The sequence below is a fragment of the Pseudalkalibacillus sp. R45 genome, assembly GCF_052246725.1.
Classification (GTDB): domain Bacteria; phylum Bacillota; class Bacilli; order Bacillales; family Fictibacillaceae; genus Pseudalkalibacillus.
In genome coordinates this window covers 232691-246027 of the sequence record NZ_JBQQCL010000001.1, presented here as the reverse complement: position 1 = coordinate 246027, position 13337 = coordinate 232691, and the positions used below count along the sequence as shown (strand labels likewise).

The window sequence follows — 13337 nt, the reverse complement described above, 5'->3', positions numbered from 1 at the left end:
TGATTCTTTATTCTTACGCCTCTGTTTTAGGGTTTCATAGGCGAAAGATCAAATTGTATTTCCCTTAAAGGTTCTCTAAAACAGTCTTTAGGCGTGAAACCCCTTCTTCTATTAAATCTTCGGTTAGACTACCATATCCCATAACAATCTTATTTTTATGTTTCCTTTTTGAAATGGTATATGGTTCTATTGGATAGATGATTACGCCTTGGTCTTTTATACGATTGACCAATTTTTCAGTGAAATCAACTCCCTCCAATTCCAATACTAAATGCATTCCAGCTGCTTTACCATGGATTTTGAAATGACTAAAGTGTTTGCTGATTGAACGGACCATTGCTTCCCTTCTCTGTTTATAGATGCTTTTCATCCTTCTAACATGCCGATCCAGATAGCCCTCCTTAATGAAATGAGCTAAAACCATCTGATCAATCGTACCGGTATGTCTATCCTGATACCATTTTTTTTGTCGGAATTGTTCCACGAGATGCCAGGGCAACACCATATATCCGATTCTGAGGGAAGGAGATAAGATTTTACTGAATGTTCCGACATACATGACGTTATCAGGATCTAACCCTTGCATAGAAGCGACAGGAATTCCATCATAAGTAAACTCGCTGTCATAATCATCCTCAACAATGTAAGCATTATGTTCTCTCGCATATTCAATCAATTGGATTCTTCTCTGGATAGGTAAGGTGCCACCTAATGGAAATTGATGGGATGGAACTACGAATATGAAGCTGGGATCATGATTGGTTGGCATGCATTCGGTCATTATCCCTTTGTCATCTACCGGTACTGACAAAACATCCGCCCCGGCGTTTTTAAAGATAGGAAGCATCTCATCAGCGATTGGATCCTCGATGATAACTTTTTTGTTATGAGTCGTCAGGAACTTTGTGATCAAATAAAGACCTTGTGTCGCCCCTGATGTAATGATGATTTGTTCAGGATGGCATTTTACGCCTCTAACTCTTGAAAGATAACGGCTTAAAACATTTCTTAGTTCGAAGATCCCTTGGGAAGGGTTATACCCAAATAAACCATCCTCTGAATGTAAACAAACTTCCTTGGTAAGATTCCCCCAGACGCTTCTTGGGAAATAGTCCATGGCAGGGTTGCTTGCTTTAAAGTCGATGGCATCAACCGATGGAAGGGGATTCGAAACATGGTTTTGATCTTCTAATTCCAATGGTTGCTTTGTTTTTTTTACCAATAACGAAGAACCTTGGGATACATAAGTTCCAGACCCAGGTCTGACTTCTATATATCCTTCGATCACTAATTGGTCATACGCTTCTAAGACAACATTCCGTGACACACCGATATTATTTGCAAGTTCCCTGGAAGAAGGAAGTCGTTCCCCGGCTTGGAATTCATTGTTCAATATTCTGTTACTTATTTGATCATAGACCTGTTGGGGTAGTGTCTTATCAGAAAATCGATTGACAGAGAAATTCAGCAAAGAAAGTCCTCCTAATCAGAATTGGTACTATGAAATTGATGTTAAAGTGGTTCTGTTACATACCAGTATATCATGTTATCCTTCTCATAAAGTCAATTGGAGGTACAGTGATGAAAACAATAGGTTTAATTGGCGGTTTAAGCTGGGAGTCTACTTCGGAATATTATCGGATCATCAATGAACAAGTGAGATCGGAATTGGGAGGGGTACACTCAGCAAAGTGCCTGCTCTATTCATTTGATTTTGAGGAGATTGTCCAACTGCAAAAATCCGGGGCATGGGACTTGGCTACGGACAAAATGATCCATGCTGCGGTTACGTTAGAAAGAGCAGGCGCTGACTTGATTTTGATATGTACCAATACCATGCATAAGATGGCAGGAGAAGTACAGAGCAATCTATCTGTTCCTTTATTGCATATCGTTGATACAACGGCCTCTAAGATAAAAGAAGCTGGTCTAGACTGTGTCGGGTTATTAGGAACAAAATATACAATGGATAACAACTTTTATAAAGATCGTTTCCAACTGAAACACAATATACAAGTGATCACCCCCAACGAAGAGGATCAAGAAATCGTCCACGATGTGATTTTTAATGAACTATGCCAAGGAAAAATGATTCCAAACTCGAAGGAACGATATCTTGATGTGATTGAACGACTAAGAGAGAAGGGGGCTCAAGGTGTTATTCTTGGTTGTACAGAAATACCACTCCTGGTCAAACAGAAAGACACAGGCATGAAACTGTTCGATACTACATTCATACATGCAAAAACTGCAGTAGAGCTCGCAATGGAAGAGGACAATAATAAGAAAAAAGATATTCCTGTAATGAAGGAAATTATTAAAAGCTGATAGAAAAATAAGAGACACCATGATGAAAAAAACATTTCCATCATGTCAAGTTACACAGGTAGTAAGAAAGTTTACGTACAAGGTTCAAAACCTGATATCAAGTTCCGATGCGAGAAATAGAATTGAGTCCGTGGTTCTTTTGGCGAAGCCGAAAAACTGCCAATAGGTGTCTATGCAATGAAGTTGTTGGCATTATCAATCTTTCCTTCTTAAGATTTGAAAGGACGAGATCCCGAACAAGCCCAACTTTATGGGAAGCTGAACATAAAAAAGCCGGATCCAAAAAGGTTGGACCCGGCTTCATATGTAGAAGTATCATCTTAATAAAAAGAGGTTATATCTAACTTCCCCTCGCTCGTATGATCCAGATCAGGTCCAAAAGGTCAAGAAACTTACGTGTTTCTCTCTCAGACCCAACAATTGGACTCCCCTAGTTACTTCTATTAAATTTGATTTCTAATTTAATATAATGGCTTTGTTAATCTTCGCTGTTGATTTTTTAACAAAATTCACGACACTCATTCGGGAACAGCGAGCTGGTTGAGACCTCGCAATGAACTGTGTAAATTCGTGAGGAGGCTCACGGTTCGCCCTCGGAAAGGGAGTGAATTTCGCAGGAATCAACAATAAAAAATCTATGCTTTTGATCAAATTTCTTTTACAGCACCTTTATACCGTTGGTAGTAAGCTTCGACATTGTTGAGTAATAATAATTCAGTATATAGGTAGACTTTCATGTTGAAGTCGTTGAAATCGATATTCGTTAGTTCTTGTATTTTTTTCATCCGGTAATTCAAGGTGTTCGGATGGATGAACAATTCATTAGCGGTCTGCTTACCTTTTCCGTCATTAGCTAAATACACTTCAAGCGTTCGAAGCAGATCCGTCTGTTTTTCTGCATCATTCTTAATCAATGATAATAAATCATCACTATAGTAATCTTTAGAACTGTTCTTTTCATAGAGAGTGGCTAAGTAACGATATATTCCTAGATGCGCGAATTCCCGTGGCATCGATTCAGGACGAGGACTGATAAAGTTTGCCGTTTCAATGACCTCAAGGGCTTCTAGAAAACTTTTTCTCAAATGATACAATGAGGTGTATTCTTTTCCGACCCCGATCAAAAAGTTATAAAATTTTTCTTCCCCTGTTTCGTCCTTGACCTTTTCAATCATGCTCCTGGCTAATTCCAGTGAAGAAAACTTCTTGTCTGATTTCCCATAGAGGACCGCTATTACCTGGTATTCCGTTTTCAAAGTATAAATTTGTGAATGAATATAAGAATTGTGGACCATTTTTTCAAGAAGATCGAGCATTGATTTATACGGAGATGCTGTTATAGAAAAAACGACGACAGAAAACCGTTCTGGTAAAGTGAGTTTGGCCAATGATGCATCATGGCGTAATTGACTTTCACTTCCATATTCGTGATGAAGCAACTGCCACCAAATTTCCTCTTTTCTACCCTTTTTGGCATTATCCTCTGAATAAACATCATTGATCAAATGACCAAGGTGAGGGGAGATCTCTTCCAGGAAGGCAAGATCATCACTTTGTAAAAGTTGATCGGATTCCTGGATCCAAATATATCCCATGGTATTTCCAAGGTACTTGGCTGCAATTACAACACGTTGGTGGAATCCTAACTCCTCCATAGAATGGACACGTATCGGGTCAGAATGTTTCTCAAGGCGGTGAACAATTCCTTCTTTCTTCAATCGATCAATAATGAAGATTGGACATTTCTTCGAAAGGATTGTCTTCTGCTGTGTTAGATCGAATTGATCGAATGAGGAACTGTAAGAAATCAATTCAAAATTTTTATTTTCAATAATCACAGGGTTACCTAGCTTTGAGCTGATCAGTTCCGTTGCTTTATGTATATCTTCTGCTTGGAGGATCAATTCTTTTATTTCCATAGGAATCCTTACCTTTCCGTGGGGGCTATTATACCTTATTATAGCGGGTTATTTCGGAATGAAAAGGGAAAAGCTCCCCCGGTTGATGGGAGAGCTTAGTTAGATGATCCTAGAAAATGGGGTTGGATTAATATTTTTCCGAAATTGTCTTGGCTAGCATATGAAGGGCCAAGTAATCTGGTCCGCCTGCTTTAGAATCGGTGCCTGACATTTTAAATCCTCCGAATGGTTGGTAGCCAACAATGGCACCTGTGCAATTGCGGTTGAAGTATAGGTTACCTACATGGAAATCGTATTTTGCTTTTTCAAGGTGTTCCCGGTTATCAGAGATGACCGCTCCTGTTAATCCATATTCAGTATTGTTGGCAATCTCAATCGCCTCATCGAAATTTTTCGCTTTTGTAAAGCAGACGACAGGACCGAATATTTCCTCCTGTTGCATACGGGAATTAGCGTCGAGATCAGCAAAAATAGTAGGTTCGATAAAGTAGCCTTCAGAATCATCACCTTTACCACCTGTAATAAGGCGTCCTTCTTCTTTCCCGATTTCGATATAACTCATCACTTTGTCAAAGGCACTTTGATCGACCACCGGTCCCATATAAACATTTTGCTCTGAAGCATTTCCAACGGTCAATTCTTCAGTGCGTTTCTTTACCATCTCGAGCAATTCGTCATAGACATCTTCATGGACGACAGCACGTGAACCTGATGAACATTTTTGCCCGGAAAAGCCAAAGGCAGATACAACGATGGCTTCAGCAGCTGTTTCTAAGTTGGATTTGTTATCAACGACAACTGTATCCTTACCGCCCATTTCAGCAATCACTTGTTTCAAATGATTCTGACCTTCCTGGATTTCAGCAGCACGCTTGATGATACGAGTTCCAGTTGCGCGTGAACCTGTAAAGGAAATAAGGGAGGTTTTCGGATGATCGACAAGGTAATCACCAACTTCTCCTCCGCTTCCAGGTACGAAGTTCAAGACGCCTTTCGGAAGGCCAGCTTCTTCTAGAACCTCGACGAATTTGGCTGCGATTACTGGACTGTTGCTGGCAGGCTTCAGTACGACTGTACTCCCTGTTACAAGCGGTGCGACAGTAGTACCCGCCATGATAGCTAGAGCCAAGTTCCAAGGTGGTATAACGACAGCTACACCAGTTGGCGTATAAATGTAGCGGTTCTGTTCACCCGGACGGCTTTCGACTGGTTTACCTTCTTTCAATTCAATCATTTGGCGGCCGTAATATTCTAAGAAATCGATCGCTTCTGCTGTGTCTGCATCCGCTTCTTTCCATGGTTTACCTACTTCGTAAACCAAATACGCGGAAAATTCATGCTTACGTCGTCTAATGATGCTTGCTGCACGGAAAAGTAATTCGGCACGTGCTCTTTCATCCCATTTTCTCCAACTTTTAAAAGCTTCTGAAGCGGATTCCACAGCTTGATCAGCAATCTCTTGATTCGCTTTTGAGACATGACCCACAACTTGTTTTGTATTGGCCGGGTTTCTAGAAACAATTTGTTCTTCGGTACGTATTCTTTCACCGTTTACAAGTAAATCGTGGTTTTGACCCAATTCATCTTTTACTTTCCGTAAAGCCTCTTCAAAAGCTTTTTTATTCTCCTCTAGTGTGAAATCAGTAAATGGTTCATGTTTATATGGTGTTACCATAATGAAATTCTCCTTTCAATTTTTATTTGCTGAAAATTCCTTTGATTGCAAACGCAATATTCTCAGGTCTTTCAGCTAAACGTCTCATGAAATAGCCGTACCAATCTTCCCCATAAGGCAGATAAACACGGACTGTATATCCTTCTTTGACAAGGTCAGTCTGCATTTGACTTCTCATTCCATAGAGCATTTGAAACTCGAAACGGTCTCTTGGGATTTCGTGTTCTTCCACCAACTCTTTGGTGTAATCGATCATGGCATCATCATGGCTAGCAACAGCAGTGTAATGCCCATTCAAGAGATTTTTCTTGATGAGCCTTTTTAAATTTTCATCAACATTCGCTTCTCAGGAAAAGCCACTTTACTGGGTTCCTTATAAGCTCCCTTTACAAGTCTGAGATAGGGGGCATAACTTTGAAGAGCATCTACATCCTCATTTGATCGATAGAGATAGGATTGAATTACAGTTCCCAGATTCCTGCATTTCTGTTTTAATATCTTATAAATCTCAAGAGTTGCATGGCATCTAGAGGAATCCTCCATGTCAATGGTCACCGTGATTCCATTTTCCTCTGCCTTTGACAAAATCAGTTCCATGTTTTCCATAACCAGTTCATGACTGATATCCAGACCCAATGATGTCAGTTTCACAGAGACCTCAGAATCGAGTTGATGATGAGTAATAGAACAAATACTCTGGAGACACTCCTGCGTATGTTTTTTTGCCTCATCGACGGAATTGACGAATTCCCCTAAGTGATCGACTGTAACTTGAAATCCATCAAGGTTCAGTTGTTTGATCAAAGGAATTGCATGAGAGAAAGTTTCTCCCCCAATAATCTTGTCAGCCCCGAATCTTGCTCCCCAACGTTTTGCTAATCGATCTAATACCTTGTTATTGGAGAGATACAAGAAGCGTTTACTTATGACCTCCAAGCTCACCACACCTTCCTTATTCAACACTTTTCCCTGCTGTCAGGGGAAGGTAAACGACGAAATCCGTTTAACTATTTGATTGTTAAGAAAATTATATCGATGATGATCAGGTCGAGACAACGTGCTCACAACACAATATTTTCAGTGCCGTTTTATGATTAACACACAAAAGGAAGGAAATAACGTCGAATAGGAGGTGTTAAGGGAGTAACAACAAATGAACTTTGTTCAAAAGAAACCCCGAACAATTTGTTAACGGGTTTACTTCATAGGTGCAAACAAGTAAATATCAAATCAAAACGCACTGGAGTTTTTTCACAACGAAATTCACAGTGCGTTTTTTATTGTAAATCAAGACTTCCTGAAGATTAATTACTAAATAACATATGAATTCACATGCCATTTTACAAGTGTGAAATAAATATTGGAGAGTTGTGAATTTAGGTGTGATTTGTGTTCCGATTTTGTATGCGTTTTCGAAGGACACTAGAAAAATATGTTAAAATATAGTTGTGAAACATTGATGTTAGGTATTCGAACGGGCAGTTATCTGGAATAAGAGGTTCCTAAAATTAATCCATAATAGGGGTCAGATTGTAAAATAAGAGATTTTGCTTTGTATCAAAATGAAAAATAAAATTGTTGTATGAAACAACTATGTAACTACTGATAGTGTAAAATAAAATGCGAAAATGTGAGGCGTGTATGATTTGTAAGGCGGGGCTTAGAAAAGTAAATTTGAAAAACTATGAGACGAGGAGCGTGTTTTTGCGATGAAAGCTAATTTTAAACCTATGGAGTTTGAGATGGAAACCGATCGACTGTCACTGAGTATGTGGAGGGAATCAGATGCATCCTGGTATAGGGAACTTGTTGCGGAACGTGGCCAGGATATGCCCACTCCCAATGTTGCTCGTGACAAAGTCATCAGTTTACGTAATAAAGCATTGGAAAATGGTATCGCTCCACTCACCATTCGTCGCCGAGATGAAGGAGATAATATTGGGTACTGCGGATTGGTTATTGGTCGTTCTACACTTGAAGAGCCAGAGATCGCCTACGAGCTGTTCCGTAGGGTACATGGAAATGGTTATGCGACTGAAGCGGCTTCCGTTGTCCTGGATGGTGCAATTGCCACCGGACGCCACCGGCTCTGGTCAACAGTACGCTCCTGGAATGTTGCATCCCTTCGAGTACTTGAAAAAATAGGATTTAAGCGGGACCACAGCACGTGGGACGAGCGCGGCGAAATCGTTTGGAATGTTCGTGATCTTTAGATGGTTTGGTCAGCACTTTGTGTCTGCACAAACTGGCGTTCGGTTTTCTAATAATTGTTGGTTTTACATTAAAAGGTTTAGTTGAATTAATCGTTAACTATTTTAGTCAGCAATGGTTAAGTTATTCCTCCTGTATAGGGCGCGATTCAAGAATAAGGAATTGTGTCTATTGTTCAGTAATAGGGGGCTTTAATTGAATAAGTAATATAAAGAAATGGGCTTAGAGGAGAATCTCCTCTAAGCCTTTGTAATGTGAATTATACTGTGAATCATTAAACGTATTCAACAAACGGAGTTTTCTAGAGTAAGAGATTCTTATATTTAATCCACAAAATGGCCTTTAATGGAACAAGTTTGGAGATTTATTTAATTAGATTGTAATGAAATATTCATCATGCTTAAATATGAAGGATTCACTGAAGAAGAAACAGCGAAGGGATTTCAACAAAGAGCGCTCTCTTTGATCAAGAGAAGCTCTTTGTTGAAAAAATGATGTTCGCCACAAATTAATTGTTATAATTTATGTGTTGATGCAAAATGAAAAGGACAGTATCCAATTTCAGTGTTTTTAATACGTTCAAGATTTAACCATGAAACTAGTTTATGAATTGCTATATCAGTAAAAGACCATTTCGTGTATTCGGTTGCCAAAAAGTCCTCATCTGATAACTCTATTAAAAATTTTCTCCCACCTATTAGTTTATGATTTTTAATAGCTTATTAACCAAACTTTCTAAAAATTGATCTACTTCTTCTTTTGGTGTAGCCGGCGTATGATAACCAATCGTAAATGTAAGTCTTTCATTATAAGAACTTGCCCCCATTGTAAAGAATGGTGCATACATAATAGGTGATGTCATATACCCGTCCTCTGCTTGAATTTCACCAAATTTAATAGGTTCATCTGCTATCACCCCGATATTTGTTAGTAACGGCAACGCCATCCCCATCTGTAAAGCCTGTTCGTATTGCTGCTTATACATTTCCTTCACCGCAGATAGCTTCATACCTGCCAGTAGCTCCATTCCTGCGGCTGAAGAAAGACCCGGATTTTGAGACTTTATTTTATCCATTGATTGTTTGACTCGAACGAGAGTCTGATTAAATGTTTCATCAGCTTCCATTTTAATCACTGGCATTTCCATACCGGATAAGTTGCAGATAGCACCAGTTGTATGATTAGGAAGATATCGACGTAAATCAATTGTTAAACCGATCATTTTTTCTGCGGTGCGAGGTTCTGCATATACAGTAAAACTTGATAAAGTTCGGAAATAAGCAGTCATAATGACATCATTCAAGCTAGCCTGTTGTGCTTTTGTCCATTGGATTAGCCGAAGAGTATGCTCATGGCTCATCCGCCGTACGGACATTTGTGGGTATGCGTTTTTGTTCGGCTGAGATGGAAAAGACCATAGTGATGCCTTTTGTTCTTGGCTAGGACGATACGCACTTTTTATGTCTGATATGCCAGCATATTTGAATACAGGTGCTTGCTCACGAAAACTCTCTTTCGCCTCATTATATTCCTTGATAATTTTATACTTAGATTGACCCATGGAAAGTTGGGTATAAACAGTTCCCAGCAAATTAATATATTCCTTGACTCCTGCACCATCTGAACATAGATGGGACAATTTCACAACTAAGATATCTGTTGTAATGCCTCGTAATAATTTTGTTTGAACCATGGGCCCCTGTATACGATCTCCAGATTTCTGAATAAAATCTATTGCCATCATTTCAACTTCTTGATCATTTCCTTCTGCAAAAAGACAAATGGAAGAATTAGTACTAGGTGAATGTTCCTCCCAGTAAGGAATATCATTTTCGACAAAACGGCTGTTCAAAACTGGCTGCAGTTGTAACGTTATCCTTACTGATTGTTCAAGTATTTTCTCTGATATACCTACAGGAAAATAAAGAACTGCATTAATTTGTTGATCTGCAGAATAAAGACCTAATAAATAATTCATTCTATCTTGAGGTGTTACTGAATACTTTCTTTGTTCCATAATTTTGTCTCCTTATTAAGACTGTTTTTGGTGATAACCACGTTCTCCATATGGTTGTAACTTTTCTAGCCATTTTTCTTCAAGAGCGAGTAGTGCCTCTTTTTCGTTAAAATAGGGTTCAACATTCTTTTTCACTTTTTCTAGTATGTCAATCATGAAAGCATCTTTTCCGTACTGGTTCCATTCCTTTTGTAGCTCTTTGTTAGTGGTATACCCATTTGTTTCAAGCATAAATTTTATTCCATTTAAATTTTTAAAGTTTTTCGTGCTTCCAACCAATATTTTATTGTTATACGTATTCTTTATCTGATAAATTCCTGCTTCAACAGATGTTTCCTTAAATTGTTGTTTCAGCTCTTTTTTGCGATCCATATTTTTTCACCTACTGTTCTTTATTTACTTTTTTAACCAATAATTACTCCCATCAGGTTTACGATCTAAAAATCCATATTCAACCAAATATCTTCTTATTAGAACATAATCCTCATAAAAACCTTTTAAAATTTGATTTAATTCTTTTTCATCATAGTGGTAATCCGTTTTTAAATGGCTGGTAATTTCTCTAAGAATTACAAGTCTTTGTTTTTCCTTTTTGGGAAACTTAGTTAATAATCCTTGGGAAAAGTATTTATTAACAATTTGAGCTTGTTCATCTTGAGTAATGTTATATCTTTCATCTACCATTGTGGCTGTTTTATGCACTGGTACAAAGGCTGGCTCATATTTATCCTTTTCTTTCAGTAATTCCATCATAGCTAAAAAGGTTTTTGCCTGACGTTCCTTTTCTTTTAGAGCAAATCGATGATGACGAATAGTAGAGGCACTTCCAATGCCTAGTTCTTTTTGAATTTCTTTGTCATTTTTCCCCTGATAAAAAAGGGATAATAGTTTCTTTTGATGTTCAGTAAGACCCGTAAGTTTCTTGTCCATGAAAACTAGATATTCAAATACGGATTGGTGGGTACTTTCAATATGAATACGTATATATCTTTCGGCTTCGTAAAGTCTATTTCCGTAAGGATAAACAATCTCTTTTTCTATTCTTTCCCCACATAAAAGACAAGTAAATGAACGACTGTCTTGAATATACCCACTTTTCAACTCTTCCAAAGAGGCACTCCAAAAAATATTTGATATTTCCATTGGTATAAACACTTCCTATCGTTTTCAAATAAAACAAACAAAAATTAATTTCGTTTGTATATCTATAAACAAATTACAATAATATTTAGTGTCAGTCAAGGGTAAATCCAACAAATTATTTTTATATCAGTTTATAAGCAAACAATAACATATTACGTTTAAAAATATTAACGATGAATTGTAAGCGTGATTTTATACTTTTTTAATGGGAGACCATTGAACTTTTTAGTAATTTATTACCTATGAATATGGTCACTCGAGTGATGTCACATGTAAAATAATACAAAAAATATTAATTTGATATAATTTGTGAAACTTGTAATTAAATTTACATGGGCATCTTTAATAAGACCCTCCACAATTAGTCGCAATTCTAAAGATTATCCTCGTTGTTCAATTATTTGGAACTAATTGAATAAGTATATAAAGAAAAGGCTTAGAGGTAAATTTCCTCTAAGCCTTTTTTAATGTGAATTATACTGTGAATAATTAAACGAATACTATGTGATTTACCTTGTGCTTGTGATTTGGTCTGCGTTGCTTTTTGCACGTCACAAGTAAACCCTTACCAAGAGAGATGACGGGTTTTACCTGAGTGGTTTTCATTAAAGCGCGAAAGAAAGGTAGAAAAGAACCGGCTTTAAGACGCTGGTTCTTTTCGTTTTCGCTCATTGTGATTTTCTCCCCAAGCACACATGACTTCTGCTACAGGGATCAATGTTTTACCATATTCACTATATGAGTATTCTACTTTTGGAGGGACGATTGGGTATACCGTTCGTTCAATCACGCCTTCTTTTTCTAACTCTCGGAGATGTTGGGTAAGCATTTTTTGAGAGACATTAGGTATGAGCTTTTCCAAATCGTTGAATCGCCTAGTCGATTCCATCAAATGCCATAAAATAACCGGCTTCCATTTGCCGCCCATAACATGAATGACTGTTTCGATTGGACATTCGCGCTGATGTATCATTGATAAATCAGTCCCTTACTTTTAAGTAGGTGTATTACTTTAAAGTGCGTTCTTAACAGAATTTTATTACCGATATACAATTAAGTCAATAAATATAGAGGTGGAAAGGGAGAAAGACAAATGAGTAAATTATATTGGGGACCAAGGTCATTAACATTTTGGTTGGTAGGTGTTGTCACGCTGTTGATGTTGTTTTTAGGAGTAAAAGGCTTTATCCAGCCAGAAGCCGCAATTCGGGGGTTTGGTATACCGTTGCATGACACTGCTGATAGATATCTTGTTCTTATAAAGGCAGATCGTGATTTGTTTATTGGTATCCTCCTACTAGTCATGATGGTATTTCGTATGAGAAAAGCATTACTTGTTTTTATGTTAACGGCAGTCTTAGTGCCTATAGTAGATGCAATATTGGTATTAACGCATGCAGTAGATAAAACACCTTCTTGGATTCATATTGCTACTGTGATATATGTATTTGTTGTAGGTTGGATGTTATATCGAGAAGAACACCGATCTAAAGAAGCATGGCTTTCTAGTAAGTCAGAAGACGTACCGGAAATTCTTTAACAGAATGATAAACCTAGTCATTTAAATTGGAGGGTTTACCTATGTATATTTACCTTTTGTTCATCCATATCCTCTCTGCTGTAACTGCTATCGTCGCAGTTATTAGCTACCCATTGATTATGAGTTCCGTCCGTACGGTGGGGCAGGCTAAATTTGGATTAAAACTTTTGAAAAAAATCGGGGTCTTACCAAAAATCGGAGGCACTATGTTGTTTGTTACCGGACTTGCGCTGGGATTCCAACACACTTATCTTTTTAAGGAGCCGTGGTATTGGCTCTCAATTGCGATTTTCTTCGTCATTCTGGTCATCCTAGCCGTTCTGCTCCCCTCCGGCATTAAGCAACAGCTTTCACTGCTGCAGCAAACACAAGGTGATACACTGCCTGACTCATACCGGCGCAGCCGAAGACGCTCTTTATGGTTAGAGGGGGTTGCCAATTTATCTGTTTTTATCTCAATTTTTTTGATGGTGTTTAAGCCGCTTTAAGAATTAAACTTTGAGG

The 13337-nt window shown here is 38.1% G+C and carries 11 protein-coding genes, 1 pseudogene and 1 riboswitch; of the genes and pseudogenes, 4 read left to right on the top strand and 8 right to left on the bottom strand.

Going from position 1 to position 13337, the window contains the following annotated elements; all coding sequences use genetic code 11:
• Positions 1-64 precede the first annotated feature (64 nt).
• On the bottom strand, positions 65-1471 hold the full coding sequence (gene pdxR, locus ACTWQL_RS01250) for a MocR-like pyridoxine biosynthesis transcription factor PdxR (protein WP_443140624.1): 1407 nt from the start codon (positions 1469-1471) through the stop codon (positions 65-67).
• 110 nt (positions 1472-1581) lie between these two features.
• Between pdxR and ACTWQL_RS01245 the strand changes: the two genes are divergently transcribed.
• Positions 1582-2328: an aspartate/glutamate racemase family protein gene (locus ACTWQL_RS01245; protein WP_443140623.1), complete on the top strand. Its 747-nt coding sequence runs from the start codon at positions 1582-1584 to the stop codon at positions 2326-2328.
• Positions 2329-2657: 329 nt separating this feature from the next.
• Positions 2658-2770: riboswitch (TPP riboswitch) on the bottom strand.
• Between the two features lie 205 nt (positions 2771-2975).
• Here ACTWQL_RS01245 and ACTWQL_RS01240 read toward each other — a convergent pair.
• The 3 genes and pseudogenes from ACTWQL_RS01240 to ACTWQL_RS01230 all read right to left on the bottom strand — a co-directional run bounded on the left by ACTWQL_RS01240 (position 2976) and on the right by ACTWQL_RS01230 (position 6858).
• On the bottom strand, positions 2976-4247 hold the full coding sequence (locus tag ACTWQL_RS01240) for a PucR family transcriptional regulator (RefSeq protein WP_443140622.1): 1272 nt from the start codon (positions 4245-4247) through the stop codon (positions 2976-2978).
• Positions 4248-4374: 127 nt separating this feature from the next.
• Positions 4375-5922 carry an L-glutamate gamma-semialdehyde dehydrogenase gene (pruA, locus tag ACTWQL_RS01235; protein WP_443140621.1) on the bottom strand — a complete coding sequence of 516 codons (1548 nt, stop codon included), beginning with the start codon at positions 5920-5922 and terminating at the stop codon, positions 4375-4377.
• Positions 5923-5944: 22 nt separating this feature from the next.
• Positions 5945-6858, bottom strand: a pseudogene (locus tag ACTWQL_RS01230) (proline dehydrogenase family protein).
• A 773-nt stretch (positions 6859-7631) separates the two neighbouring features.
• Here ACTWQL_RS01230 and ACTWQL_RS01225 point away from each other — a divergent pair.
• The gene (locus ACTWQL_RS01225; protein ID WP_443140620.1) at positions 7632-8135 is read left to right on the top strand and encodes a GNAT family N-acetyltransferase; all 504 of its coding nucleotides are present in this window, start codon (positions 7632-7634) and stop codon (positions 8133-8135) included.
• 695 nt (positions 8136-8830) lie between these two features.
• Here ACTWQL_RS01225 and ACTWQL_RS01220 read toward each other — a convergent pair.
• The 4 genes from ACTWQL_RS01220 to ACTWQL_RS01205 all read right to left on the bottom strand — a co-directional run bounded on the left by ACTWQL_RS01220 (position 8831) and on the right by ACTWQL_RS01205 (position 12266).
• Positions 8831-10150 carry a condensation domain-containing protein gene (locus tag ACTWQL_RS01220; RefSeq protein ID WP_443140619.1) on the bottom strand — a complete coding sequence of 440 codons (1320 nt, stop codon included), beginning with the start codon at positions 10148-10150 and terminating at the stop codon, positions 8831-8833.
• 15 nt (positions 10151-10165) lie between these two features.
• Positions 10166-10522: a GIY-YIG nuclease family protein gene (locus ACTWQL_RS01215; protein ID WP_443140618.1), complete on the bottom strand. Its 357-nt coding sequence runs from the start codon at positions 10520-10522 to the stop codon at positions 10166-10168.
• 24 nt (positions 10523-10546) lie between these two features.
• Complete coding sequence (locus ACTWQL_RS01210; RefSeq protein WP_443140617.1) at positions 10547-11293, bottom strand: DUF2087 domain-containing protein; 747 nt, start codon at positions 11291-11293, stop codon at positions 10547-10549.
• 640 nt (positions 11294-11933) lie between these two features.
• On the bottom strand, positions 11934-12266 hold the full coding sequence (locus ACTWQL_RS01205; RefSeq protein WP_443140616.1) for a winged helix-turn-helix transcriptional regulator: 333 nt from the start codon (positions 12264-12266) through the stop codon (positions 11934-11936).
• Positions 12267-12386: 120 nt separating this feature from the next.
• Between ACTWQL_RS01205 and ACTWQL_RS01200 the strand changes: the two genes are divergently transcribed.
• Entirely contained in the window at positions 12387-12833 is a 447-nt protein-coding gene (locus tag ACTWQL_RS01200; RefSeq protein ID WP_443140615.1) for a DUF4267 domain-containing protein, read from the top strand.
• Between the two features lie 41 nt (positions 12834-12874).
• Complete coding sequence (locus tag ACTWQL_RS01195) at positions 12875-13321, top strand: DUF2269 family protein (RefSeq protein WP_443140614.1); 447 nt, start codon at positions 12875-12877, stop codon at positions 13319-13321.
• Positions 13322-13337: the final 16 nt, after the last annotated feature.

Excerpts from the sequence above, each read along its gene's own strand:
- ACTWQL_RS01210 (WP_443140617.1), bottom strand. The coding sequence starts at position 11,293 with ATGGAAATATCAAATATTTTTTGGAGTGCCTCTTTGGAAGAGTTGAAA.
- ACTWQL_RS01240 (WP_443140622.1), bottom strand. The coding sequence starts at position 4,247 with ATGGAAATAAAAGAATTGATCCTCCAAGCAGAAGATATACATAAAGCA.
- ACTWQL_RS01245 (WP_443140623.1), top strand. The coding sequence starts at position 1,582 with ATGAAAACAATAGGTTTAATTGGCGGTTTAAGCTGGGAGTCTACTTCG.
- ACTWQL_RS01205 (WP_443140616.1), bottom strand. The coding sequence starts at position 12,266 with ATGATACATCAGCGCGAATGTCCAATCGAAACAGTCATTCATGTTATG.
- ACTWQL_RS01215 (WP_443140618.1), bottom strand. The coding sequence starts at position 10,522 with ATGGATCGCAAAAAAGAGCTGAAACAACAATTTAAGGAAACATCTGTT.
- ACTWQL_RS01225 (WP_443140620.1), top strand. The coding sequence starts at position 7,632 with ATGAAAGCTAATTTTAAACCTATGGAGTTTGAGATGGAAACCGATCGA.
- ACTWQL_RS01195 (WP_443140614.1), top strand. The coding sequence starts at position 12,875 with ATGTATATTTACCTTTTGTTCATCCATATCCTCTCTGCTGTAACTGCT.
- ACTWQL_RS01220 (WP_443140619.1), bottom strand. The coding sequence starts at position 10,150 with ATGGAACAAAGAAAGTATTCAGTAACACCTCAAGATAGAATGAATTAT.
- pruA (WP_443140621.1), bottom strand. The coding sequence starts at position 5,922 with ATGGTAACACCATATAAACATGAACCATTTACTGATTTCACACTAGAG.
- ACTWQL_RS01200 (WP_443140615.1), top strand. The coding sequence starts at position 12,387 with ATGAGTAAATTATATTGGGGACCAAGGTCATTAACATTTTGGTTGGTA.